This window comes from Pseudomonas nitroreducens NBRC 12694, assembly GCF_002091755.1.
GTDB classification, from domain to species: domain Bacteria; phylum Pseudomonadota; class Gammaproteobacteria; order Pseudomonadales; family Pseudomonadaceae; genus Pseudomonas; species Pseudomonas nitroreducens.
The window spans coordinates 103,337-126,359 of the sequence record NZ_BDAI01000009.1 but is presented as its reverse complement, the minus strand read 5'-3'; the positions used below and the strand labels follow the sequence as shown (position 1 = coordinate 126,359).

The following is a 23,023-nucleotide window of genomic DNA, read 5'->3' as shown; positions in this document are numbered from 1 at the left end:
ATCATGATTCGTCCTATCTAGACGAACCACAGTCACCGTCGGCTATCGGCCAATTGTGGGCAGTGCACCAGCAAATAAATCTTTCCCCTTTTCGCAAGAGCGGCTTAAGGTATGCTCGGAGCCCCTCCAGCAGCTATGTGGTCTAAGGATGCCCTCGAATTCGAAAAGAACGTTTGAAATCAACAAAGCTGACATCGAGAAGCTCTGGGAGATTCACCAGGAGATCGGCGGTGAAGGGCGCGGGCGTAGGCGCGGCGTCGAAGTGCTGAACCGTTCTGTCATTGTCTTTGTTACCGCGTGCTGGGAGTCATACATCGAGGATCTAGCCGTCGAGGCATTCGACTTCTTGCTGGCGCATGCGTCAACCGCCACCGCTATTCCGAACAAAGTCAAAAGCCTCGCGATTAAGGACATAAAGAACGATCCGAACCCGCTGAAACTCTGGGACCTAGCCGATACCGGTTGGCAGGCCATCCTCCAGGCACATAAGGCCGAAGTACATGAGAAGTGGTTGGGTAAGTTCAACACGCCAAAGTCAGAGCAAGTCGATGCGCTCTACGAGGAGATGTTGGGCCTCAACAGCCTGAGCAGCCACTGGAAATGGAACAAGATGAAGGCCGACCGAGCCAAGACCAAGCTGGACGACTTCATTACTGTTCGAGGCAACATTGCTCACCGTATCCGTGATGCACAGCCTGTAGCAAAGAACACCGGAGCGACGTACCTGACTCATGTGCGGCAGATCGTCGACCGGTGTGATAAGGCCGTTGCGAATCATTTGAAGGCGCAAACTGGGGTTGCGCCTTGGTAACTAAGAACGCTCCATGTTACGGAGCGCGTAGGATGTACTCGCGAAGCAGTACACCTTTCCTAACCCCGGCTATCTGGCCGGAGATTGAGGCAGCTATCGGCCAGAAGCGGACTGTCAGAATTATCAAAGATCTACATCGGCGTATTGCAACTGTCGTGACTCTCTCGCCAGCCCATAAGGTGTGCCCTCCAGTCGCTTTGTTCGGTGACAAGGCAAGCGCAGTGTACCGGCTATCGAAACCCTCACCAGCGCTTGGCGATGGCGCCTGAGAGATGTCCTCGTCGCACACTGGCCGGAGAATACGCTGGAGACGTTGACCGGAACTCAGCGTCGTGATATCAAGTTACCATCGGGCTCGGGGCACAATTTAACTTTCCACTGACTATATGCGGTGGCCAATGCAAGGGTAGCTTTGCCTGATCGCGCGATACGGTTACGATACTGATGGCGACGGTAAAAGAGAAAATAGCCCCGAAGCCCGGTATTAACGAATGGATATCGACGAGCTTTTTAAGGATTTATTTGGCCCGAATTTCAAGAGCCTCGATGGGTTCTGCCAGCTATTAAAAGTTGATCGAGACAAGCTACTTAACTTCCTTTACAAGAGGAAAGGAAGCCATTACGTTAGCTTTTCCATCTTAAAGAAAAACAAAACCCATCGCTCCATTAAAGCACCCAAGCGGGTGATGAAGAAAATTCAGCATGCGCTTTTGCCGCATCTCGAAAAATTCTATTCCCCCAAGCCTTCTAGCCATGGCTTCGTCAAGGGTAGGAGCGTCAAGACAAACGCACAAATCCATTCCAGAAAGAGATATGTGTTCAACATTGATCTGAAGGATTTTTTCGAAAGCATCCATTTTGGAAGGGTCAGAAATTTATTCATGGCCCCCCCATTTAGTGCGCCTCACAATGTTGCGACAGTTATGGCACATATCTGTTGCAGCGACGGGAAGTTAGCTCAGGGCGCCCCAACTTCACCGCTAATATCGAATATGATTTGTCGGAAGCTTGACTCACAGCTTCAGGCCTTAGCAAAAGCATGTAAATGTCATTTTACACGGTACGCTGACGACATTACGTTTTCCTTTACCACTACCGCAAAATACTTACCGAAGGATATCGTCGAAGTCTCCGAGGACGGCAGAGCGATACCTGGGCGCGAACTGGAAGAAATCATAAAATCCAATGGTTTCATCATAAACTCTGAAAAAACACGCCTTCAGCACCGGACGCAGCGCCAGATGGTAACGGGCCTGGTTGTCAATGAGATGCCAAACGTAACCAGAGAGTTCATCCGCTTAACGAGCTCAATGATAAACGCTCTTAAACGCTACGGGCCTGAGCTGGCAGAAAAAAAGTATTTGGAGATTCTGAAGGGTGAGAATCAGCCGCTTCAGCCTCGACAAATTCTGCGGACAAAGGAGAATGCTGGCGATTTTTTTATCAAAGTGGTCAAAGGGCGACTGAATTATATTCAAATGATTCGCGGACGAGGCGACAAAATCTATCGTCGGTTGGCGTATGAGTTCACAGTAGCTATAGGCAAAGAGAATCCTGAGTTCAAAAAATCACCTGAAGAGATCTTAGGAAACTCGATTTTTGTCGTTAATAACATCATTGAGGAATCTCAGGGGACTGCCTTCCTTCTGGATGGGGTCGGCATCGTTACCAATGAACACGTTGTGACGGGGGTATCTAAAACGATCGCTCGTCACACCATTTCATTCAAGCGTGCCGGCGACACAAGAGAGTATTCAGCAGAACTTATCCTTTCGGACAAAAAAGCAGACTTGGCTATTTTTTACCCCAATGAAGAGTTCCGAAACATCCCCGCGCTGCGCAAGTCCGACAAGACGATTGTTCGCCCTCAGGATCCAGTTCTATCGATCGGTTTCCCTAAGCATCGAGATGGTGCCGCGCACTACATCGCAAAAGGCCATACTACTCAACGGCGCCGCCAGGTCGATCTTGATCTGTGGTTGGTTGATTTTACGCTGATGGAGGGAAATAGCGGTGGCCCCATATTCAACGACTCCATGGAGGTGATTGGCGTCACAGCTAGAGGAGCGAAAAATAATATCGACGCAGCACTCTACGGCTTTATACCACTAGATAGCTTGAACAATTTTATAAACAGAGCGGACTTTCTGCTTCTGAAGAGGTTGTACGACTATCTAGGTAACGGATCACTAAGCCTCCTTCCTAGAGTTCTCGGCAAGGGGGTTTTTAGTAGCACCTACCAAACAAAGCTCCACAAGGAACGCCTTCAGAAAGCTAAGGCGGTTTAATGAATGAGCAAGCTTCAACGGCTGGTTTGCCGTGCCCCAAACGATTGAGCATCCATTCATCTGTTTACTCACAATCACGTAGAAGTCACATACGCCTGCGTCGAGAGCTGCCAGGGTACACCATGGGAGTCATAGGTCAGATGATTCGAGTCGAGCTGCGTCAGCGAGACCTTGCTCCTCTTTGAGAGCCATCGGCTTACAAGGTGTGAGCCCTCGCTTCGTTGATACCTGCAAACGCTATAGTCGTCTTTATAGACGCTGTAGAGGTGTCCGCTTTTTTCCGAAAAGCGGACAGCTACGCAGGGTTTAGTCGATCTGATTTGGGGCTTGGAGGTGCTTACAAACTAGTGCGATTCACACTATCTTGGACAGTGCCTTTCAGGCATGCCTATTACACAGGTCCTTCAGTCGGATCTTCAGCCGAAGCTTGAATAGGATCTGAGATTAGTGTTTCTGCATCTTCTTCACCAGTGGGTTCAGCGGGAGCGTCTGCAACACGATCTGCGATGAAGCCGCGAGTACGCCAGGTGGCACGCACAAACGACTCGAACGTTGCTTCGCCCTCCAGCTCCAATTCATCGGCATGATCGGTAACGATGATTTGCGGCATTACTCCTGTTGCATCTTTTGTTTGCAGACAGAACTCGACGAGCTTGTTGAACATGTTAGTGACCGACTGCAGGTCAGCATCAACTCTTGCCGTCGTCTGCGTGAGTGCAGCCAACGCTTGTGCGTCAAAGGCCTCGCCATGATCAATCTTTGCCGGGAAATAAACCTGGGTTGGCTGATCAAGGAAAAGGATGGGGGGTATCTTGCATCCCTCTTCATGCTTCAACGCGAATACCGAATGGAGGGCCAGAAACAAGGTTAGGTGCGAATACAGCCAGTTCGCCCCGCTGCCCATTGAGCGCAGATAGACGTTCCCCATCTCAGGGCTTTCATGCCACAAATCAAAGTTATTCAGATCGAACTTGAGTTTGATTGGCTTGTAAGCCTCCTCAAAATCAAAACCAGCACCTATGCGGGCCATTTCACTGTTGATCAGATCATTTAGATCGTCCATCTTTCTGGATACGTCATAAGCGTCTAGGAGTGGCTTTATTTCCAAAAGTCTTTTCTTAATAGTCAGCAGAGTTCCGTCAACTTCATATTTCGGTCTGTTGGAGTAATCCTCAATCACAATTTCAATGCGATGTTTAATGCGTAGCGCAATCTCATCAACTGTCTTTTTCTTCTTGAGATCATCTACCTGCTTATCCAGCTGATTAATCTTGGTCTGAATGCCGAAGAGTGCATCCTTCTCCTCTTTATATTTGGCTAAAACCCGACTCTCCTCTTCACGAAAGCTCTCGCGCGCGTAGGATGAGGTTCTAAGCTCTTTGTTCATCCAGCTAATGGCATCACTAAGCTTATTCGCTTCATTTTCAATATGCTGGTTGGGCGCATCACAAAATGGACAATTTGCCTCGTTGACCTCGGCGTATTCCGGGACGGGAATTTCGCTTATGTTTTTTGCAAACTCCTCGGTAAAGCTTATGGAAGACCTGACAGCGCGTAGCTGGTCGTGAAGATCACGAACTACGAAGGTTTTTTCTGACCTCTGCTGCTCTAGCTCTTTTTTCTGCACGACATAATCGTCTGCCTGGCTATCAATCCGAACATTTGCATTGCGAATTTTTTCAAATGAGGACTTGAGGCTGGCTGCTATCTGGGCACCCGTCAGAGCAATTAAGCTGGTACCAGCAGCAGACTTATACTCGGCAAGCAATTCATCCACTTTCTTGATGAACTCGTCTTTCGCTTCCTTATTCTTGGGTATTTGCGCCTCAAGCTTTTTCTGCTCTGCTTTGAGGTTGTTGTACTCTTGGGACAGCCAGAAATAATCTTGATCCACAAAATTCATGAATATCTTGAGGTGATCTACAACCTGCTCACGCTTTTCCTTCTCATCAAAGCGATAGAATAGGGCATGTTTGTTTGCCACAAGATTCTGGTGTTGCAACATGAAGGAGACAAGACTACGGACAGAGGGGGTCGCGCTTTTGCTCTTGCCAAACGCCCTCCCACTTTGATCTTCATCAATGTCCGTCATTGTTACGGCGAAGTGGCGGCCTAGCTCTTTCTTAAAGTCGCGTAAGGGAAGAAACAGGCTTGGGAAAAAGAACTTTTTAGGTTCTTTCATCCTGGCAAGTGTTTCGTCTAGCGTGCCAGAGACCTCACTGATGAAAACTCTGTCACTTGCCCTATCGCTAGCCCTGTCACGAGCGAGAACGACCGTTTGACTCTCGAACTGCAGAATGGTGAAGTAATATTTCGAGCGCTGCGTAATGACGCCTTTGGGGATAGTGTCATCACTATTGCCGAAGCAGAAGTCAAAAATCTCTATGATGGCGCTTTTGCCCATCGACGACTTGCCCGTGATAATGTTCAAGCCTGGTTTGAATGTTACCTTGTGTATCTCATTGTCGTGATCAATAACGCCAACTGACTTAACGAAGCACTTCATAACTGAGCGATCCCTAGCGACTTATATATATGCTGCGGCTCTCTCTCTTCCAGCACCCCAGCGAGCTTTCGAGCCGATACAACCTTTCTCTCCACCCCCTGCAATTGTGGAAATTTCTTCGCAGTTGGCTTTACAATCAAATCTTCGTCAATCTCTAAATATCCGGCACTCACAAGGCTCATGACAGTTACGTTAGTGATTTCTCGAAGAGTCTGGATTCTCTTATGCACTCCGGAGATCCGAGCCTTATTCGAGATCATGGTCCGCCAGTTGCTACGCGTACTCAAACGGTATAAATAAGCAGATGTGGGCTCATGAAGTACGAAGGGAAGAACAAGGTAGCTGAACAAAATATTCTTTGGGCTCTGTTTTAGTTCGCTGTAGAAGGCATGAATAATTGGAGCCATGATCAACGGACTGCGATGCAGTGTGTGAATATGATCAGATGTTGGTGCCTTCATTTCCATCGCGTCCATTTACCAGAGCCTCCAATGGAGTTTCTCAGAGTTCACTTCATCTTCGTCATCAGCAAGCATATGCCAGATTCCATTGCGAAACTCTAAAGTCACATCATCGAAGGTGGATATTTTATCTGGGGATTCACCGCAACGAAGATCGAAAAAATTCTTTGATTCGTCACACCAGTACTCCTTAGGCTCGCGACTGCATTTCCTCATTGCCGCAGCTCTAAGACTCAAATGGCGTTTTAGTTGTTCTTCTTTGTAGCGATCAATGTCACCTTTCTCCAAGCTGAATCTTTGAAACTCGCTGCTGATTGTATGCACCGCAACCATATGCTCTAAAATGGCTGTAGGGACTTTTGTGGCATATTCGATTTCATGAAGCTTCTTTACAAAAAGACGCTCAGCATAAGAAGGATCACTAACGCTACCCTGAAATAGGCTTTTATCCACAACTGGAAATCTTCGAGAATTTCTGCCATACACCGCATTCAGGGAGGAGATCTGTAGGTCAAAATCTTCGTAGGTAATTTTCCAGCCGTTCTTGGATTTATCAGGATCAATCAAGAATCCCATTAAGGCTCGGAAGTAGTCGTCACGTTTAGCAGGGTGTATTCCCTTTCCATAGACACTCTTTGCTCGGTCAGCGCGCGTAACTAGATCCGGCTCTTCAGAAAGGATTTTTACTTTCTCTATGACATCCAGCAGCGTGTCCCTTCTTTCTTCAGCCATCACAAACTGCTGGGCCTTGACAGCCCGGGACGGCTTTTCTTTCGAGACTGTAATCCTGGCCTCGCTTTGCTCAAGGACATTCTGTAAAAGCTCAAGTCTCTCCTGAAGCGGCAATTGGTTCCAATGACGGAGCTTTGAAGCGGCGCCGTATGTCTGCGTAGTCAGCAAAATCAACTCAGAATACTTAACCTGCTTAAAATTGGGCGACATCCAATTTTTCAGTGTATTCCAAAAATTGATGTGCCCATCAGTTAAATCTTCGACGAAGTCTTTGACTTCAATCTGAACTTCACCCTCTACAGTAACGTCACCATAATATTCTAGCCAAAGGGTCTGCCCTTCAGCCAAATTATGGCAATACTCCAGCGTTACTATTAGCTGGTAGGAAATGGCTTCAAGTAGTCTCGTTGCATTATTAGCGAGTTTATTCAACACGTCCTCCGGCCGTCACGCCACTGTCGTGACAAGGTGAATTAACCAGGAGCGTGAGATACGGCCACCCTGGCGAGTCCCATCCTGCAAAAAAAAACCAATACAAACACAGAGGCTAAGTGGGGCAGTTACTCGATGCTGTTTGTATGTACAGTATCGCAATGAGCAGCCTCTGAATTCTATCGTGATGGCACTTTGTTGGCAAAAGCATGAAGTGCTGAGCGGACTAGGGAGGCACCGACGGTGTGACTGTAAATTGTGTCAGGCTTAAGGGTTGTTATACTGCTCGTTTGCAATATTATCTGTCAGATTGTTTTCACGCGTTAGCAGCCCAGCGTCCTGGAAGCTTTTAATGGCGGAGGGTTCCTCCTAAGCGATCCACAATTACGAGGGAGGCGACCAAAGCAGTTTCGATGGACGCCATATCAGCTCTTCTGGAAGCGCCATGCGTGCTTAAGGCATGAGGTAGCGGCGTCGCCGGAGTATTCTCGGTTCACTTCTGGGAGCCGCTGCACAGGCCCAAGCCAAGCTTAGAGCGACAGTGCATCTGGACGATAAACAAAATCTGCTGGAGCGAATCGCCGGCCTTAGAGCGATCCCACATCGATGCCTTCTGGCTTACGGTGTAGTACCGAGCTCTCTGCTTCATCTGCAACACTCCACCTGCTTACGCAAGATTCGTTGTGTTGCGTTCACCGATTGCATCCACAGCCGAAAGAAGACCTAGGTTCGTCGTATGCCAACGGTGCCTGATCAAGGAGCTATCAGGTCCTCTCACAATCTTAGTTGGTGGTGCTGCAGGCTACATTCTGAGCTTTGGAATACGAGCAAGCCATCCCATCGACAACCGATTGTCTCACCGCAACCCTCTGCGCCTGGCGGAGGGTTGTTCAGTTGGCCGAGCAGGCAAGGCGAAGCACGAGCCAGATTGTGCAATAGGCGCTAAGGCTTCTAGGGAGCACGAGCAAACGCTCAGCCGACCGACTCGCGAGTCTTTTAGTGATGTAGGCGATCATCGAGCTGTGTTGGCTTGGGCCGTAAACCCGGGCTCTGGGACCCTGCCGCCTTAGCCCTCCTTCGCTCACTCATCCAAACGGCATAAACGCGGTGACTGGACACAGCCAGTCACCGCGTTTATGCCTGGCCCTTCTCTCACGCAACTCTCAAAGCAGCGTCACGCTCTTCAATTTTCTCCATCACCCAATCGTGCACCTCTTCCTCTACCCACCCCACACACCTCTCCCCCAATGACACCGGCTTCGGGAAGGCCCCTTCGCTGATGTACTTGTAGACGGTCGATCTGGCCAGACCGGTAGTAGCCATGACTTCTCGTAAACGGATGATCCTCATGAACGGTCTCCTGGTTTTCGTTCAGAGGATTGGCAGGTCTCGTTTTTAATGACTGGGCCCAGCTCTGGATAGCTCTGGCGGCACCAACGAGCACCAGCACCTTTACGAAGAAGGCAGTCTGCAGAGCAGATATGGATGAAATACAGCTGCAAGCCCCGGAATTCCAGATATGTCTTATTAAAACGGCATCTAGGCAGCTTCTAGAATCCCTCTACGTCACATCTACAAGCCATCTATTCCAGCTCTATTTCGCAGCTAGAAGCTTTCACCAAGGCAAGGAACTCATGACTCGCCGCCGCTCTTCTCTCAATTCCGGCTTCACCGTCGACAAACCTCTATCCAGCCCTCACGGAAAGGCACCCAACGAGCGCCGTGACGACATTTGGCTTTGGTTCTATCTCGCTCTACGCGGAAAAGCGCTCTATCGCAGTGAGGCGCTGAATCCGAGAACCATGTCCGAGCAGATGACGGAGAGCATCAAGAGCTTTCGGCTCTCACTAGAGGAAATCGCTGTCGACCAAAGCCGTCAGATGGTTTCGGAGGAGCACATAACCTGGATATCGGACTGCAAGCGTCAGCTGACCTGGATCCAAGATCGGCTTAACCGCGACAAGCGCATTCGCACTCCAGATATCTATTCTTCAGCGCTCACGGAGAGAGAGAGGCTGGTAGCCAAGATCGACTGTTCCGGCTTAGCGCCGAAGGTAAAGGAGTCATTCGTTATTGGCCTGAAACGGGATTGGGACGAACAAACGCGGTTGGACAAGCAGCTCAACTGGATTCAAGAAGCCAATGAAGCAGGAGCATGCCGGCACGTAGTCGAATGGGTGAGGAAACACCAACCTGAGCAGAAGCTTCCCGAAGTAGCGCCGCAGACCCTGCAAGAGTTGCTGATCGCCTCAGACGCGTGGACCTGGAGCGACGTTGAGAGGAAATATTGCATTTCCACCGCTAGACGCTTATGGCGTCAGGCTTTGCGCCGCAAGAAAGCGAAAGGAAAGAAGCAGCACAACTTCATCCTGAGTGACAAGGCGATCAAGCGTCTGGATAGATTCTCCAAGGACCACGAGATCTCTAGAGCCCGCGTCCTGGAAATCCTTCTGCAGATGGAGGATGAGAAGGATCTCTATCTCAAAGAGCAGATTCGTGTCCTGCGAGGGATCGAGCTCTAGATACTCGATCGCTTGGCTCAATGCCCCAGGGAATGCTCGGCTCGAGAAGCACCTCAAAAACTACCTACAAAACGGCGAGATTTTCCGGTGGGGCAAAAAGTGGGGCAAAATTCGAAGGGCACAAAAAACATTCGGCCATAAAAAAATCCAACCACCGCTAAGTGATTGGATTTTCTAGGGATTTTTGGTCGGGACGGAGTGATTCGAACACTCGACCCCTTGCACCCCATGCAAGTGCGCTACCAGGCTGCGCTACGCCCCGACGTTGCTTTTGAGTTCCCTCAGAAGCGGATCGCACTATACCCCAAGCATTTGTATTGGAGAAGTGCTTTTTTCATTTTTTTCAGTTACTTGCGCAGCACATGCAGTACATCTTCCAATTCGGCGATCATCTGCCGGATCAGTTGCTTGTATTGGGTGGCGTCCTCGCGTGCTTCGTCGCCGGTGAGGCGCTGGCGAGCGCCGCCGATGGTGAAGCCCTGGTCGTAGAGGAGTGCGCGGATCTGACGAATCATGAGCACGTCCTGGCGCTGGTAGTAGCGCCGGTTGCCCCTTCGCTTGACCGGATTGAGTTGCGGGAACTCCTGTTCCCAGTACCGCAGCACGTGCGGCTTCACCGCGCAAAGATCGCTCACTTCACCGATGGTGAAGTAGCGCTTGCCCGGAATGGGGGGCAGCTCGTCGTTATGACTTGGTTCCAGCATAAGCCTCAACCCTGGCCTTCAGTTTCTGCCCTGGACGAAAGGTGACGACGCGCCGGGCTGTGATCGGGATTTCCTCTCCCGTCTTTGGGTTGCGTCCGGGACGCTGACGCTTGTCGCGCAGGTCGAAGTTGCCGAAGCCCGACAACTTCACCTGCTCGTTATGCTCCAGCGCCTGGCGAATCTCTTCAAAGAAGAGCTCCACCAGTTCCTTGGCTTCCCGCTTATTCAGGCCCAGCTCTTCGTACAGACGTTCAGCAATTTCAGCTTTCGTCAGAGCCCCCATACGCTACTTCCTTAACGTGGCGTTGAACCTTTGTTCCAGCGAGGCGACGATATTCTGCGTAGTCGCGTTCACCTCGTCATCATTAAGAGTGCGTGATGGATGCTGCCAGGTCAAGCCAACGGCCAAGCTTTTTCTAAGCGGATCAATGCCTTTACCGTGGTAGACGTCAAACAACCTGAGATCCGTCAGCCATTCGCCCGCCGTTTCACGGATATTGGCCAGCACGAACTCGGCCGGAGTATCCAGATCGACGATCAGCGCCAGGTCACGACGTACTTCGGGGAAGCGCGACAGTTCGCTGAATTTCGGCAGACGACCCTTGGCTACTTCGGCCAGGACCAGCTCGAAGAGGTACACCGGGCGATCCAGGTCCAGCGCCTTGGCCAGTTCCGGGTGCAGCGCGCCGAGGTAGCCGACCAGCACGCCATCGCGCTCGATCTTGGCGGTCTGGCCCGGGTGCAGCGCTGGGTGTTCCGCTGGGGAGAAGGTGAAGGCTTCGATGGCGCCGGCGTTACCCAGCAGCGCTTCGACGTCGGCTTTCACGTCGAAGAAGTCGACGCTCTCGCGACCATTCGCCCAGCCTTCCGGCTGACGTGCACCGCAGACGACGCCGGCGAGCATGTTTTCCTGCACCAGCCCTTCCAGTTGACCGACAAAGCGCAGGCCGCTTTCGAACAGGCGCACACGGGTCTGCTGACGATTGAGGTTGTGCTGCAGGGACTTGACCAGCCCCGGCCAGAGCGAGGCGCGCATGGCGGCCATGTCGGCGGAGATCGGGTTGGCCAACATCAGCGGCTCGACACCGGGATGGAACAGCTGGAACACCTTGGGATCAATGAAGCTATAGGTGATGGCCTCCTGGTAGTCACGGGCGACCAGCAGGCGGCGCAGCGCGGGCAGCTCGGCCTGGGACTCGGACTTGGTGTTCGGCGCCAGGCGTGCCTGCGGGTAGCGCACCGGCAGACGGTTGTAGCCGTACAGGCGACCCAGCTCTTCGATCAGGTCGACTTCGATCGAGACGTCGAAGCGATGGCTCGGCACACCAACGGTCCAGGCATCGGCACCGGCTTTCTGGACGTCGAACTCCAGGGCGGTGAGCAGACGCTCGATCTCGGTGTTTTCCAGGGTCATGCCCAGCATCTGGGTAACGCGCTCGGCACGCAGGGTAACCGGAGCGACCTTGGGCAGGTCCGCTTCACTGACTGCTTCCACGATCGGACCAGCTTCGCCGCCGACGATCTGCAACAGCAGCTCGGTAGCACGCTCCATGGCGCGACGAGCCAACTGCGAGTCCACGCCACGCTCGAAGCGATGCGAGGCATCGGTGTGCAGGCCATAGGAACGGGCCTTGCCAGCAACGGCAATGTTGTCGAAGAAGGCGCTTTCGAGGAACAGGTCGCGTGTCTTGGCGCTGACGCCGCTGTGCTCGCCACCCATCACGCCGGCGATGGCCAGGGCGCGTTCGTGATCGGCAATCACCAGGGTGTCAGCACGCAGGGTGACTTCCTGGCCGTCGAGCAGGACGAGCTTCTCGCCCTCCTCTGCCATGCGCACGCGCACGCCGCCTTTGATCTCGTCGAGATCGAAGGCATGCATTGGCTGGCCCAGCTCGATCATTACGTAGTTGGTGATGTCGACGGCGGCGTCGATGCTGCGGATATCGGAACGACGCAGACGCTCAACCATCCACAGAGGGGTTGGCTTGCTCAGGTCGACGTTGCGGACGACGCGGCCGAGGTAGCGCGGGCAAGCCTTGGGAGCCAGCAGCTCAACGCTGCGCACTTCATCGATCTGCGGAGCAACTGAGCCAACCACTACCGGCCTGACCTCGGCGCTGTACAGCGCGCCGACTTCGCGAGCGAGGCCGGTCAGAGACAGGCAATCACCACGGTTCGGGGTCAGGCCGATCTCGATGGAAGCGTCGTCCAGTTCGAGGTAGTCGCGGACGTTGGCGCCCACCGGCGCATCCGCAGCGAGCTCCATCAGGCCGGCGTTCTCTTCGCTGATTTCCAGCTCTTTGGCCGAGCAGAGCATGCCGTTGGATTCAACGCCGCGCAGCTTGGCCTTCTTGATCTTGAAGTCACCCGGCAGCTCGGCGCCGATCATGGCGAAGGGGATCTTCAGGCCTGGGCGCACATTGGGCGCACCGCAGACGACCTGGAAGGTCTCCGAACCGTTGCTGACCTGGCAGACGCGCAGCTTGTCGGCGTCCGGGTGTTGTTCGGTCGACAGCACTTCGCCCACGACCACACCACTGAACTGACCGGCGACCGGGATCACGGCGTCGACCTCAAGGCCGGCCATGGACAGACGAGCTACCAGCTCGTCACGGGATACCTGCGGGTTTACCCAGCTCCGCAGCCACTGTTCACTGAATTTCATCCTGCTCTCCTAAATGCGTTGACGGTCGTGCGGGCTAGCGGAACTGGCCGAGGAACCGCAGATCGTTGTCGAAGAACAGGCGCAAGTCGTTCACGCCATAGCGCAGCATGGCCAGGCGCTCGATACCCATGCCAAAGGCGAAGCCCTGGTATTTCTCGGGGTCGATGCCGGACATGCGCAGCACGTCGGGGTGGACCATGCCGCAGCCCATGACTTCCAGCCAGCCGGTCTGCTTGCAGACGCGGCAACCCTTGCCGCTGCAAAGCACGCACTGGATGTCGACTTCCGCCGAAGGCTCGGTGAAGGGGAAGAAGGACGGACGGAAGCGGACGGAGAATTCTTTCTCGAAGAAGGCGCGGAGGAATTCTTCGATGGTGCCCTTGAGGTCGGCGAAGCTGACGTCTTCATCGACCAGCAGACCTTCGACCTGGTGGAACATGGGCGAGTGGGTCAGGTCGGAGTCGCAACGGTAGACGCGGCCCGGGCAGACAATGCGAATCGGCGGCTTCTGGTTTTCCATGGTGCGGACCTGTACCGGCGAGGTATGGGTGCGCAGCAGCATGTTCGCATTGAAGTAGAAGGTGTCGTGCATGGCACGAGCCGGGTGGTGACCCGGAATGTTGAGCGCTTCGAAATTGTGGTAGTCGTCTTCGACTTCCGGACCCTCGGCGACTTCATAGCCGATGCGGGTGAAGCACTGCTCGATGCGTTCCTTGGTGCGGGTGACCGGATGCAGGCCACCGGAGGACTGGCCACGGCCCGGCAGGGTCACGTCGATGCGTTCGGCTGCCAGCTTGGCGGCGAGGGCGGCGCCCTCCAGCTCAGCCTTGCGGGCGTTCAGAACATCCTGAACCTTTTCCTTGGCTACGTTGATCAGCGCGCCGACCTTGGGGCGCTCTTCGGCCGGCAGGTCGCCCAGGGTCTTCATGACCTGGGTCAGCTCGCCTTTCTTGCCGAGGTAGTGAACCCGGATCTGCTCCAGGGCGTTGACGTCTTCGGTGTTTCGCACGGCGTCCAGGGCCTGCGAAACCAGCGCGTCCAGGTTTTCCATGTACCAACTCCAGATACAAAATAGGGGAAGAGCGGTAAGGCTCTTCCCCTATCGGTGACGTTACGTCCGGACCGAGATCCGGTAACTGTCGTGGGGCTTAAGCCAGGCTGGCCTTCGCTTTCTCGACAATCGCGGTAAACGCCGCTTTTTCGTTCACAGCCAGATCGGCCAGTACCTTACGGTCGATCTCGATGGCCGCCTTTTTCAGGCCAGCGATCAGACGGCTGTAGGACAGACCGTTCTGACGAGCACCAGCGTTGATACGGGCGATCCACAGGGCGCGGAACTGACGCTTGCGCTGACGACGGTCGCGGTAGGCGTATTGGCCTGCTTTGATTACCGCCTGCTTGGCAACACGGAACACGCGCGAGCGCGCGCCGTAGTAGCCTTTTGCGAGCTTCAGAATCTTTTTGTGACGACGACGGGCAATTACGCCACGCTTAACACGAGCCATTTATTTATCCTCTACCAGAAATCAACGCAGACGCAGGGAGCGCGCTACACGGCGAACGTCGGAAGCAGCGAGCATCGAAGTGCCGCGCAGCTGACGCTTACGCTTGGTGGTCATTTTGGTCAGGATGTGGCTCTTGAAAGCGTGCTTGTGCTTGATGCCACCAGCAGTCACTTTGAAGCGCTTTTTGGCGCCACTCTTGGTTTTCATCTTTGGCATGTTTAGTACTCCGCATTCGTTAACAACTGATAACCATCAGGCCTGCCAGTGCCCGGGAGGTTATTTACGCTTCTTGGGAGCGATGACCATCATCAGCTGGCGTCCTTCCAGCTTAGGATGCTGTTCCACGGTGCCGACTTCGGCGAGGTCGTTTTCGACTCGCTTCAACAGCTCCATGCCCAGCTCCTGGTGGGCCATCTCACGACCACGGAATCGAAGCGATACCTTGGCCTTGTCCCCTTCATTAAGGAAACGTACCAGGTTGCGTAGTTTTACCTGGTAATCCCCTTCTTCCGTCCCTGGACGAAACTTGATTTCTTTGATCTGTTGCTGGTGCTGGTTTTTCTTCGCAGCAGCGGCTTGCTTCTTCTTCTCGAAGAGGTGCTTGCCGTAGTCCATGATGCGGCAGACAGGAGGCACCGCATCAGCAGAAATTTCCACCAGGTCCAGCTTGGCCTCGTCGGCTAGACGGAGGGCCTCGTCGAGGGAGACCACGCCAATCTGTTGACCGTCGGCACCAATCAGACGCACCTCACGGGCGGTGATGTTTTCGTTGATCGGTGGTTTCGGGAGAGCCCGCTTATCCTGTCTCATTTCACGCTTAATAATGATTACTCCGAGTCTTGGCGACCACGCCGGGAAACCGCCTGAGCGAGAAGCTCCGCGAACTGGGCGACCGGCATCGAGCCGAGGTCTGCCCCTTCGCGCGTACGTACGGCGACGGCCTGCGATTCAACTTCCCTATCACCAATAACCAGCAGATAGGGAACCTTGAGCAAAGTATGCTCGCGGATTTTAAAGCCAATTTTCTCGTTTCTCAAGTCAGACTTGGCACGGAATCCGCTTTGCTCGAGCTGACGCACCACTTCTTCGGCCCATTCGCCCTGCTTGTCAGTGATATTCATCACCACCGCCTGGGTCGGTGCGAGCCAGGCCGGGAACAGACCGGCGTAGTGCTCGATCAGCATACCGATGAAGCGTTCGAACGAGCCGAGGATCGCGCGGTGCAGCATGACCGGACGGGTACGGCTGTTATCTTCGGCGATATAGCTGGCATCCAGGCGCTCCGGCAGGTTCGGATCGTACTGAAGGGTGCCGCACTGCCAGTTACGGCCAAGGCAGTCCTTCAGGGTGAACTCGATCTTCGGACCGTAGAAGGCACCTTCGCCCGGCTGGTATTCCCACTCCAGGCCGGATTCGTTCAGAGCGTCGGCCAGAGCACTTTCGGCCCGATCCCACAGCTCTTCGGAACCGACGCGCTTGGCCGGACGGGTGGACAGCTTCATGGAGACATCGCTGAAACCGAAGTCCGAATAGACCTGCAGGGTCAGCTTGATGAAGTCGGCCGCTTCCTTCTTTACCTGCTCTTCGGTGCAGAAGATGTGCGCATCGTCCTGGGTAAAGCCACGTACACGCATGATGCCGTGCAGCGCGCCGGACGGTTCGTTGCGGTGACACGCGCCAAACTCGGCGAGACGCAGCGGCAGGTCGCGGTAGGACTTCAGGCCCTGGTTGAAGATCTGCACGTGGCATGGGCAGTTCATCGGCTTAACCGCGAAGTCGCGGCTTTCCGACGAAGTGGTGAACATGTTCTCGGCGTAGTTGGTCCAGTGGCCGGAGCGCTCCCACAGGATGCGGTCGACGACCTGCGGGGTACGAACCTCCACGTAACCGTGGTCGCGCTGCACCTTGCGCATGTACTGCTCGAGCACCTGATAGACGGTCCAGCCGTTCGGGTGCCAGAAGACCATGCCCGGCGCTTCTTCCTGGAGGTGGAAGAGGTCGAGCTGCTTGCCGATACGGCGGTGATCGCGCTTTTCGGCCTCTTCGATGCGCTGGATGTAGGCAGCCAGCTGCTTCTTGTCCGCCCAGGCGGTGCCATAGACGCGCTGCAGCTGCTCGTTTTTCGAGTCGCCACGCCAGTAGGCGCCGGAAATCTTGGTCAGCTTGAAGGCTTTCAGGAACCGGGTGTTGGGCACATGCGGGCCACGGCACATGTCCACGTACTCCTCGTGGAAGTACAGGCCCATGACCTTCTCGTCCGGCATGTCGTCGATGAGGCGCAGCTTGTACCCCTCACCACGAGCCTTGAAGGTCTCGATGACTTCGGCACGCGGCGTCATCTTCTTGATGACGTCGTAGTCCTTCTCGATCAGCTCGGCCATGCGCTTTTCGATGGCGGCCATGTCTTCCGGCGTGAAGGGACGCTCGAAGGCGATGTCGTAATAGAAGCCTTCGTCGATCACCGGGCCGATGACCATCTTGGCGGTCGGATACAGCTGCTTGACCGCGTGGCCCACCAGGTGAGCGCAGGAGTGGCGGATGATTTCCAGCCCGTCCTCGTCCTTCGGGGTAATGATCTGCAGAGTCGCGTCGCTGTCGATGATGTCGCAGGCATCGACCAGACGGCCGTTGACCTTGCCGGCCAGGGTGGCTTTCGCCAGGCCCGCACCAATGGATTGCGCCACCTCGGTCACGCTGACCGGATGATCGAAGGAACGCTGACTACCGTCGGGAAGAGTAATGATGGGCATGGCGCCTCCTCTCCTAGTGGTGACCCCTACGAAAGGCCACATGGGTTGGGATGTGCCAGTAAGCGTCGCCCGCCGGGCAGGCCTGCCTCACAGTGGCAGGCGCCTTGTCGGCACCCTGCGCTTTCGCGCGCGGACGTAGATCACTGGAAGAAATCGAAAACCTGATCGCAAACAATAGCGGACAGGGCGCTGGATGTTACTGCAAGTTGCGCAAGCTGACGAGCGCAGAGCCTGACTTCGCTCAGTACTGATCGACAAATTCCAGCACAGCGCGATTGAAGGACGCCGGACGGATCACATTCATGCCATGGGAGGCGCCGGGAATCGTCACCAAGCGCGCATCCGCAAGACTCAGTTGCAGCGCCTGGAGGATTCGCGGAAACGGCTCCGGACTTCTGGCTCCGCCGATCAGCAATACTGGCAACTGCAACTGCGATATCGACTCCCGATTAATAGGCGCAGGATGATCGGCAACCTGCCCAACCAAGGTCATGGCATTGGCCGTCGCCATTTCACGAAACTGTGCAGATGACCTCGACCAGACTCCCGCCCCACTGACAGTATCGACAAAGAGCTGCAACCCTCCTTCAACATCTCCCTCGCGAATCATTCCAAGCGCCTGCTGGCGAAACTGATTGCGTTCGACAGGAGATACCGGCGCTTCAATATTTGCTCCAGTGAAGACATTGTCCGCAAAGTCTCCACCTGGATCAGCCAGCGCCAAAGAGAGCAATTTATGCGGAGCCATCAGTGCCACTCGCAAACAGATGTTGCCGCCCCGCGAATGCCCCAGCAGATGGACCGGCGCAGGTAACTGGTCGATCAAGGCGAGAAGATCATCAACATGCTGTTCCGTCGAAAAGCCAATCCCCTGGCCGCCCCATTGCTCCGGGAAATAATGGCGCAAGCTGGGCACGATCACACGGTAACGGGCAGACAAGGCTTCGACCTGTGCCTGCCAATAGCGGTAGTCGCAAAGCGACCCGTGTACCAGCAGCAGGGGCACGCCCTGCCCGGCAACCTGGCACGTCAGTTCATAGTCATTGACCCGGTATTTCACAATCTCGAAATTCATCCAGCACTCACAGGCAACGCACCACAATAAATCACACAGGATTTGCAGGGATTACTCAGCCCGAACGAAACCCAACCACACCCTTTAGCCCGCGCATTATCCCCAATCACTCAATTAATCCACCAACCCTTCATCCGCTGATTACATTTAAAGTGTGTTTTCCCAATCGCAACAATTCATATATTCAGTTGACGCGAACAATCACCAGAACACAGAATCGCCCCGTACAAATCACCCTACATACGGGAGCACCCAGATGTCCAAACTTGCGGAATTCCGCGAAGCCGAGCGCAAACTCCAGGAACAACTCGCCCTGCTCGAGAAACTCAAGAGCGATGGCGGCCTGAAAAAGGAACTGGAGTTCAAGGATCAACTGCAAGCCTTGATGGACCAGTACGGCATGAACCTGCGCAACGTCATCGAGATTCTCGACCCGCAGACTTCCACCGAGCCCGCAGCCGCACAGCCGGCGCGCCGCACTCGCCAACTGAAGATCTACAAGAACCCGCACAATGGCGAGACCATCGAGACCAAGGGCGGCAACCACAAGACCCTGAAAGCCTGGAAACAACAGTACGGTGGCGACACCGTGGAATCCTGGCTGCAGTGAGTCCGATTGTTCCGCGGAGCGCTCCCGCTCCGCGGAATCTCTCACCTTCCCAGAAGGAACTGACCGGCGGCTGTATAAAAACTAGCCATCGTTAGCAGAAATCCTTATAATCCCCTCAGCGAAAACCAAACCCAAGGTCGCCCCTCCCAGCACTCCCTACCTGATCCAGGGCAGAAGCTGGGGTCCACAGGGCCACGGCCAGCGCATCCTCCGCATCGATTCCAGAGCACGCCAACCGTGCCAGGAAAGCTTGCCCGAGCGACCAGCGCCCCACGTCAAATCACCTGCAATTACCCAACACCGCAGACTGACGCGAACCGACCCCCAAGTTTCCAATCGCTGCCATATTCCGGTCATACGTTTTCTGCATTCTCAGATCGCAACCGGAGCTTTTGACGATTTCGACGGTCATAGGACCGTTACCTATTTGGAAAGACAAGACAATGAAAACCTCCCCGCAAATCCTGGAGGCGATTGGCACCCTCTCGGCGGCCTTCGCCCCTCTGAACTGCGTCATCCAGGCCAAGCGCAAGCATGGCTTCAGCTTCACCCTGGTCAACGAGCATGGCATCGCCAAGCACACCGAACGCCTCTACCCCCAGCAATACCAGGGCGAGGCGCCGCTGAACGCGGTGATCCAGCGAGTGCAAGCCACCATCGCTGCCTGAGCCCGGAATCGAAAAAGCCCCGCATGAGCGGGGCTTTTGCTTTTCTGCCATCCATATAAAGGAAGAAGTCAGCGCAGGCTGATGCCCGCCTTCACCGTCTCGATCTCCTGCAGCAATTCCGCATAGCGCTGCGCAGGCGCCGCATAGGTCAATGAATAGGCCGCACCATCACCCAGCGCCACCTGCACGGTCTGCTTGAGCACTTCAGTGCCATTCTGGCTGATCCCGCAATGCACCTCCAGACCCTCCAGACCACCAAGCAGGGTATCCAACGGCTTGCTGCAAGCCGCCTGGAAGCCCTGGCGCATGAAGTCCTTCTGCAACGCCTTGCGCATCTCGACGATGACATTCTCGGCACTGACCCTGACGCCGGAGCCGAGCCGACTGCGCGTGACCTCCATGACCAGGTCTTGAGAACCGTCTTCAGCCAAGCGCACGCCGCGTTGACGAATCACTGGCGCGTCCGCTGCCGCATCAACCGGCGAGCGCGACACTTCCCAACCCTGCGGCCAGATCACCTGCATTTCCGCCAGCGCCGGCAACGGCACCAAGAGCGCACCGAACAACAACCAGGATCGCAGACCGAGCATCACCACCTCCGACCATCAGCCAGGAGAAAACATAGCAGGCGCGCCACCACCCCTGCAGAGAAGCCACTTTCCTGAAGACAAACAAAAAGGGCGATCCTTTCGGATCGCCCTTTCTGAAATCGCCGAAGCGATTATGTTTGGTAGGCACAATTGGACTCGAACCAACGACCCCCACCATGTCAAGGTGGTGCTCTAACCAACTGAGCTATGTGCCTGTCGTGTGGGGCGCATTCTACGCGATCGTTTTCACCGGTCAAGCACTTTTTTCAGCTAAGCCACTGAAAAAGTGAATTTTTTTATGTTCGACCGTCCGTAAATTATTTTGCACGGGCACTAGCCGGCCAGATTCGACTCAGGTAGCATCCGCACATCTCGTAAAAAATAACAAACACAGGTGCATTATGCCGCACACTTCCTACCCCTCTTCCTATTACGCAGCTTCGGCCAACCCGGTCCCGGCCCGTCCTGAACTGCAGGGCGAGGTGGAAACCGATGTCTGCGTGATCGGCGCTGGCTACACCGGCCTGTCGACCGCCCTGTTCCTGCTGGAAAACGGTTTCAAGGTCACCGTACTGGAAGCCGCCAAGGTTGGCTTCGGTGCGTCGGGCCGTAACGGCGGCCAGATCGTCAATAGCTATAGCCGCGACATCGACGTCATCGAGCGCTCCGTTGGCGCCAAGCAGGCCAAGCTGCTGGGCGACATGGCCTTCGAAGGCGGCCGCATCATTCGCGAGCGTATCGCCAAGTACAACATCCAGTGCGACCTGAAGGACGGCGGCGTGTTCGCAGCCCTCAGCGCCAAGCAGATGGGCCACCTGGAGTCGCAGAAAAAGCTGTGGGAGCGTTTCGGCCACACCCAGCTGGAACTGATGGACGCCAAGCGCATCCGCGAAGTCGTGGGCACCGACAGCTATGTCGGCGGCATGCTCGACATGAGCGGCGGCCACATCCACCCGCTGAACCTCGCCCTGGGCGAAGCCGCAGCCGTGGAATCCCTGGGCGGCGTGATCCACGAGCAGTCCCCTGCCGTGAAGATCGACCGTGGCGCCAACCCGGTCGTGCACACCCCGAAGGGCCGCGTGAAAGCCAAGTTTATCGTGGTAGCCGGTAACGCCTACCTCGGCGGCCTGGTGCCGGAGCTGGCTTCCAAGTCCATGCCGTGCGGCACCCAGGTGATCACCACCGAGCCGCTGAGCGCCGACCTGGCCAAGTCCCTGCTGCCGACCGACTACTGCGTCGAGGACTGCAACTACCTGCTCGACTACTACCGCCTGACCGGCGACAACCGCCTGATCTTCGGTGGCGGCGTGGTCTACGGTGCGCGCGATCCGTCGAACATCGAGGCGATCATTCGTCCGAAGATGCTGAAGGTCTTCCCGCAGCTGAAGGACGTGAAGATCGACTTCGCCTGGACCGGCAACTTCCTGCTGACCCTCTCGCGTCTGCCGCAGGTTGGCCGCATCGGCGACAACATCTATTACTCCCAGGGCTGCTCCGGCCACGGCGTGACCTACACCCACCTGGCAGGCAAACTGCTGGCCGAGGTGCTGCGTGGCCAGGCCGAACGTTTCGACGCCTTCGCCACCCTGCCGCACTACCCCTTCCCGGGTGGTCGCATGTTCCAGGTTCCGTTCTCCGCGATCGGCGCCTGGTACTACACCATGCGCGACAAGCTGGGTATCTGACGCCTCGCTTCAAACCGCACGAAGAAAAACGGCGCCTCAGGGCGCCGTTTTCTTTTTCGGGACTTTTTCCGGCGGCGATGAGGTATCGCTGCGAACCTGGGCGTGGCTCATCAAGGCAAAGATCAGGCTGCCGCCGACGATATTGCCCACCAGCGTGGGCAACGCGAAGTCGACGACGAACGCCGCCAGCCCGACCTCCCCGGCAAACATCAGGTAACCCACTTCGCAGGTGCCGACCACGATGTGGCTGAAACTGCCCAGCGCCATCAGGTAGGTGACCAGGAAAATGATCCACACCTTGGCGTTCTCCGCCGCCGGCACCAGCCAGACCATGGTGGCGATCATCCAGCCAGAGACGATGCCCTTGGAAAACATCTGCCAATGGTCGTTCTCCATGACCTCGCGGCCGATCTCCAGGAAAGCCTGATCCACCTTGGTATCGAAGATCGGCAAGTGCAGCATGCCGTAGGCGAACAGCAGCGCACCGACGATGTTGCCCGCCAACACTACCGACCACAGCCGCAGGAGCTGCCCGAACTTCTCCAGCGTCGGCTCGCTCATGACCGGCAATACCGCCGTCAGGGTGTTCTCGGTGAACAGTTGCTGGCGCGCAAGAATGATTGCCAGAAAGCCCACCGGATACCCGAGGCTGGTGGTGATCACTGCCATGTCGTGATCGGGCAGACGCGCGCGGAACAGCCCCATGGCCATCAGCGACAAGCCGATGGTCAGGCCGGCGGCCAGCGCCGACCACCAGAGCGCCGCCAGGGTGCGCTCCAGTTCGTGGTTGCCTTGCAAGCGTATGACTTCGTGCAACACCAGTGCGCGCGGCGGCTGGCTCTTCTCGACCTTGCGACGCTCTTCGGCAGAGAGATCGTCCGCGGTATCACTGCCCGCCTTCGATTCCCTGGCCTGGGTGCCTGGTGCGGTCTTGCGCGTTGCGGCAGAGTCGCTGCCTTTGCTACGCGGCCGCGACTGGGATGCGCCGCGAGCGGGCGGTTTTTCGGTGGCCATGCGGA

The 23,023-nt window shown here is 55.4% G+C and carries 21 protein-coding genes and 2 tRNA genes; 6 read left to right on the top strand and 17 right to left on the bottom strand.

What is annotated here, in order from left to right; translation table 11 throughout:
* The first annotated feature begins 148 nt into the window (after positions 1-148).
* Both PNI01S_RS21055 and PNI01S_RS21050 read left to right on the top strand, forming a co-directional pair.
* Positions 149-811: a HEPN domain-containing protein gene (locus PNI01S_RS21055; protein ID WP_084358949.1), complete on the top strand. Its 663-nt coding sequence runs from the start codon at positions 149-151 to the stop codon at positions 809-811.
* Positions 812-1,302: 491 nt separating this feature from the next.
* Positions 1,303-3,099, top strand: coding sequence for a trypsin-like peptidase domain-containing protein (locus PNI01S_RS21050; RefSeq protein WP_084358948.1), 1,797 nt, complete (start codon positions 1,303-1,305; stop codon positions 3,097-3,099).
* 391 nt (positions 3,100-3,490) lie between these two features.
* On the opposite strand, the gene PNI01S_RS21045 is transcribed toward PNI01S_RS21050, so the two are convergent.
* The 4 genes from PNI01S_RS21045 to PNI01S_RS21030 all read right to left on the bottom strand — a co-directional run bounded on the left by PNI01S_RS21045 (position 3,491) and on the right by PNI01S_RS21030 (position 8,580).
* Positions 3,491-5,605, bottom strand: coding sequence for a DUF3732 domain-containing protein (locus PNI01S_RS21045; protein WP_084358947.1), 2,115 nt, complete (start codon positions 5,603-5,605; stop codon positions 3,491-3,493).
* Positions 5,602-6,081: a three component ABC system middle component gene (locus PNI01S_RS21040; protein ID WP_256576702.1), complete on the bottom strand. Its 480-nt coding sequence runs from the start codon at positions 6,079-6,081 to the stop codon at positions 5,602-5,604. Before PNI01S_RS21040 ends, PNI01S_RS21045 begins: the two co-directional genes overlap by 4 nt.
* Positions 6,082-7,233 (bottom strand): hypothetical protein, encoded by a 1,152-nt coding sequence (locus PNI01S_RS21035; protein ID WP_256576701.1) that lies wholly within the window; start codon positions 7,231-7,233, stop codon positions 6,082-6,084.
* Positions 7,234-8,382: 1,149 nt separating this feature from the next.
* Entirely contained in the window at positions 8,383-8,580 is a 198-nt protein-coding gene (locus PNI01S_RS21030) for a helix-turn-helix transcriptional regulator (RefSeq protein ID WP_084358945.1), read from the bottom strand.
* 284 nt (positions 8,581-8,864) lie between these two features.
* Between PNI01S_RS21030 and PNI01S_RS21025 the strand changes: the two genes are divergently transcribed.
* Positions 8,865-9,752 carry a hypothetical protein gene (locus PNI01S_RS21025; protein WP_143514265.1) on the top strand — a complete coding sequence of 296 codons (888 nt, stop codon included), beginning with the start codon at positions 8,865-8,867 and terminating at the stop codon, positions 9,750-9,752.
* A 185-nt stretch (positions 9,753-9,937) separates the two neighbouring features.
* Here PNI01S_RS21025 and PNI01S_RS21020 read toward each other — a convergent pair.
* From PNI01S_RS21020 to PNI01S_RS20970, 10 genes are all read right to left on the bottom strand, one after another.
* Positions 9,938-10,014: transfer RNA gene (locus PNI01S_RS21020), tRNA-Pro, on the bottom strand.
* An 85-nt stretch (positions 10,015-10,099) separates the two neighbouring features.
* Positions 10,100-10,456 carry a MerR family transcriptional regulator gene (locus PNI01S_RS21015; protein ID WP_015476661.1) on the bottom strand — a complete coding sequence of 119 codons (357 nt, stop codon included), beginning with the start codon at positions 10,454-10,456 and terminating at the stop codon, positions 10,100-10,102.
* Positions 10,437-10,739, bottom strand: coding sequence for an integration host factor subunit alpha (ihfA, locus tag PNI01S_RS21010; RefSeq protein WP_003090661.1), 303 nt, complete (start codon positions 10,737-10,739; stop codon positions 10,437-10,439). Before ihfA ends, PNI01S_RS21015 begins: the two co-directional genes overlap by 20 nt.
* 3 nt (positions 10,740-10,742) lie before the next feature.
* The gene (pheT, locus tag PNI01S_RS21005) at positions 10,743-13,121 is read right to left on the bottom strand and encodes a phenylalanine--tRNA ligase subunit beta (RefSeq protein ID WP_024763165.1); all 2,379 of its coding nucleotides are present in this window, start codon (positions 13,119-13,121) and stop codon (positions 10,743-10,745) included.
* Positions 13,122-13,155: 34 nt separating this feature from the next.
* Complete coding sequence (gene pheS, locus PNI01S_RS21000; RefSeq protein ID WP_024763164.1) at positions 13,156-14,172, bottom strand: phenylalanine--tRNA ligase subunit alpha; 1,017 nt, start codon at positions 14,170-14,172, stop codon at positions 13,156-13,158.
* Between the two features lie 97 nt (positions 14,173-14,269).
* Positions 14,270-14,626, bottom strand: coding sequence for a 50S ribosomal protein L20 (rplT, locus tag PNI01S_RS20995; protein ID WP_003099086.1), 357 nt, complete (start codon positions 14,624-14,626; stop codon positions 14,270-14,272).
* A 21-nt stretch (positions 14,627-14,647) separates the two neighbouring features.
* Positions 14,648-14,842, bottom strand: a complete 195-nt coding sequence (gene rpmI / locus PNI01S_RS20990; protein WP_017516491.1) for a 50S ribosomal protein L35 — start codon at positions 14,840-14,842, stop codon at positions 14,648-14,650.
* A gap of 60 nt (positions 14,843-14,902) precedes the next feature.
* On the bottom strand, positions 14,903-15,454 hold the full coding sequence (gene infC, locus PNI01S_RS20985; protein ID WP_169887484.1) for a translation initiation factor IF-3: 552 nt from the start codon (positions 15,452-15,454) through the stop codon (positions 14,903-14,905).
* Positions 15,454-17,376, bottom strand: coding sequence for a threonine--tRNA ligase (gene thrS / locus PNI01S_RS20980; RefSeq protein WP_084358943.1), 1,923 nt, complete (start codon positions 17,374-17,376; stop codon positions 15,454-15,456). Before thrS ends, infC begins: the two co-directional genes overlap by 1 nt.
* 241 nt (positions 17,377-17,617) lie before the next feature.
* The gene (locus tag PNI01S_RS20970; protein ID WP_084358942.1) at positions 17,618-18,451 is read right to left on the bottom strand and encodes an alpha/beta fold hydrolase; all 834 of its coding nucleotides are present in this window, start codon (positions 18,449-18,451) and stop codon (positions 17,618-17,620) included.
* Between the two features lie 256 nt (positions 18,452-18,707).
* Here PNI01S_RS20970 and PNI01S_RS20965 point away from each other — a divergent pair, with 256 nt between their 5' ends.
* Together PNI01S_RS20965 and PNI01S_RS20960 are read left to right on the top strand one after the other, a co-directional pair.
* On the top strand, positions 18,708-19,061 hold the full coding sequence (locus PNI01S_RS20965) for a histone-like nucleoid-structuring protein, MvaT/MvaU family (protein WP_024763161.1): 354 nt from the start codon (positions 18,708-18,710) through the stop codon (positions 19,059-19,061).
* Between the two features lie 443 nt (positions 19,062-19,504).
* The gene (locus PNI01S_RS20960) at positions 19,505-19,729 is read left to right on the top strand and encodes a hypothetical protein (protein ID WP_017516486.1); all 225 of its coding nucleotides are present in this window, start codon (positions 19,505-19,507) and stop codon (positions 19,727-19,729) included.
* A 68-nt stretch (positions 19,730-19,797) separates the two neighbouring features.
* Here PNI01S_RS20960 and PNI01S_RS20955 read toward each other — a convergent pair whose 3' ends face one another.
* Positions 19,798-20,319, bottom strand: a complete 522-nt coding sequence (locus PNI01S_RS20955) for a DUF4946 domain-containing protein (RefSeq protein ID WP_024763160.1) — start codon at positions 20,317-20,319, stop codon at positions 19,798-19,800.
* Between the two features lie 138 nt (positions 20,320-20,457).
* Positions 20,458-20,534 (bottom strand) — tRNA-Val (locus PNI01S_RS20950).
* A 186-nt stretch (positions 20,535-20,720) separates the two neighbouring features.
* On the opposite strand from PNI01S_RS20950, the gene PNI01S_RS20945 reads away from it, so the two are divergent.
* On the top strand, positions 20,721-22,004 hold the full coding sequence (locus tag PNI01S_RS20945) for an NAD(P)/FAD-dependent oxidoreductase (RefSeq protein ID WP_054911130.1): 1,284 nt from the start codon (positions 20,721-20,723) through the stop codon (positions 22,002-22,004).
* A gap of 36 nt (positions 22,005-22,040) precedes the next feature.
* Here PNI01S_RS20945 and PNI01S_RS20940 read toward each other — a convergent pair whose 3' ends face one another.
* Positions 22,041-23,018: a formate/nitrite transporter family protein gene (locus PNI01S_RS20940; RefSeq protein ID WP_065084980.1), complete on the bottom strand. Its 978-nt coding sequence runs from the start codon at positions 23,016-23,018 to the stop codon at positions 22,041-22,043.
* Between the last annotated feature and the right edge of the window lie 5 nt (positions 23,019-23,023).

What these genes read in the sequence shown, in the direction of transcription:
- PNI01S_RS20945 (WP_054911130.1), top strand. Translation starts at nt 20,721, where the DNA reads ATGCCGCACACTTCCTACCCCTCTTCCTATTACGCAGCTTCGGCCAAC.
- PNI01S_RS21050 (WP_084358948.1), top strand. Translation starts at nt 1,303, where the DNA reads ATGGATATCGACGAGCTTTTTAAGGATTTATTTGGCCCGAATTTCAAG.
- PNI01S_RS20955 (WP_024763160.1), bottom strand. Translation starts at nt 20,319, where the DNA reads ATGCTCGGTCTGCGATCCTGGTTGTTGTTCGGTGCGCTCTTGGTGCCG.
- rplT (WP_003099086.1), bottom strand. Translation starts at nt 14,626, where the DNA reads ATGGCTCGTGTTAAGCGTGGCGTAATTGCCCGTCGTCGTCACAAAAAG.
- pheS (WP_024763164.1), bottom strand. Translation starts at nt 14,172, where the DNA reads ATGGAAAACCTGGACGCGCTGGTTTCGCAGGCCCTGGACGCCGTGCGA.
- PNI01S_RS20940 (WP_065084980.1), bottom strand. Translation starts at nt 23,018, where the DNA reads ATGGCCACCGAAAAACCGCCCGCTCGCGGCGCATCCCAGTCGCGGCCG.
- PNI01S_RS21040 (WP_256576702.1), bottom strand. Translation starts at nt 6,081, where the DNA reads ATGGACGCGATGGAAATGAAGGCACCAACATCTGATCATATTCACACA.
- ihfA (WP_003090661.1), bottom strand. Translation starts at nt 10,739, where the DNA reads ATGGGGGCTCTGACGAAAGCTGAAATTGCTGAACGTCTGTACGAAGAG.
- PNI01S_RS21055 (WP_084358949.1), top strand. Translation starts at nt 149, where the DNA reads ATGCCCTCGAATTCGAAAAGAACGTTTGAAATCAACAAAGCTGACATC.
- pheT (WP_024763165.1), bottom strand. Translation starts at nt 13,121, where the DNA reads ATGAAATTCAGTGAACAGTGGCTGCGGAGCTGGGTAAACCCGCAGGTA.
- thrS (WP_084358943.1), bottom strand. Translation starts at nt 17,376, where the DNA reads ATGCCCATCATTACTCTTCCCGACGGTAGTCAGCGTTCCTTCGATCAT.
- PNI01S_RS21045 (WP_084358947.1), bottom strand. Translation starts at nt 5,605, where the DNA reads ATGAAGTGCTTCGTTAAGTCAGTTGGCGTTATTGATCACGACAATGAG.
- PNI01S_RS21015 (WP_015476661.1), bottom strand. Translation starts at nt 10,456, where the DNA reads ATGCTGGAACCAAGTCATAACGACGAGCTGCCCCCCATTCCGGGCAAG.
- PNI01S_RS21030 (WP_084358945.1), bottom strand. Translation starts at nt 8,580, where the DNA reads ATGAGGATCATCCGTTTACGAGAAGTCATGGCTACTACCGGTCTGGCC.
- PNI01S_RS20970 (WP_084358942.1), bottom strand. Translation starts at nt 18,451, where the DNA reads ATGAATTTCGAGATTGTGAAATACCGGGTCAATGACTATGAACTGACG.
- PNI01S_RS20960 (WP_017516486.1), top strand. Translation starts at nt 19,505, where the DNA reads ATGAAAACCTCCCCGCAAATCCTGGAGGCGATTGGCACCCTCTCGGCG.
- rpmI (WP_017516491.1), bottom strand. Translation starts at nt 14,842, where the DNA reads ATGCCAAAGATGAAAACCAAGAGTGGCGCCAAAAAGCGCTTCAAAGTG.
- PNI01S_RS21025 (WP_143514265.1), top strand. Translation starts at nt 8,865, where the DNA reads ATGACTCGCCGCCGCTCTTCTCTCAATTCCGGCTTCACCGTCGACAAA.
- PNI01S_RS20965 (WP_024763161.1), top strand. Translation starts at nt 18,708, where the DNA reads ATGTCCAAACTTGCGGAATTCCGCGAAGCCGAGCGCAAACTCCAGGAA.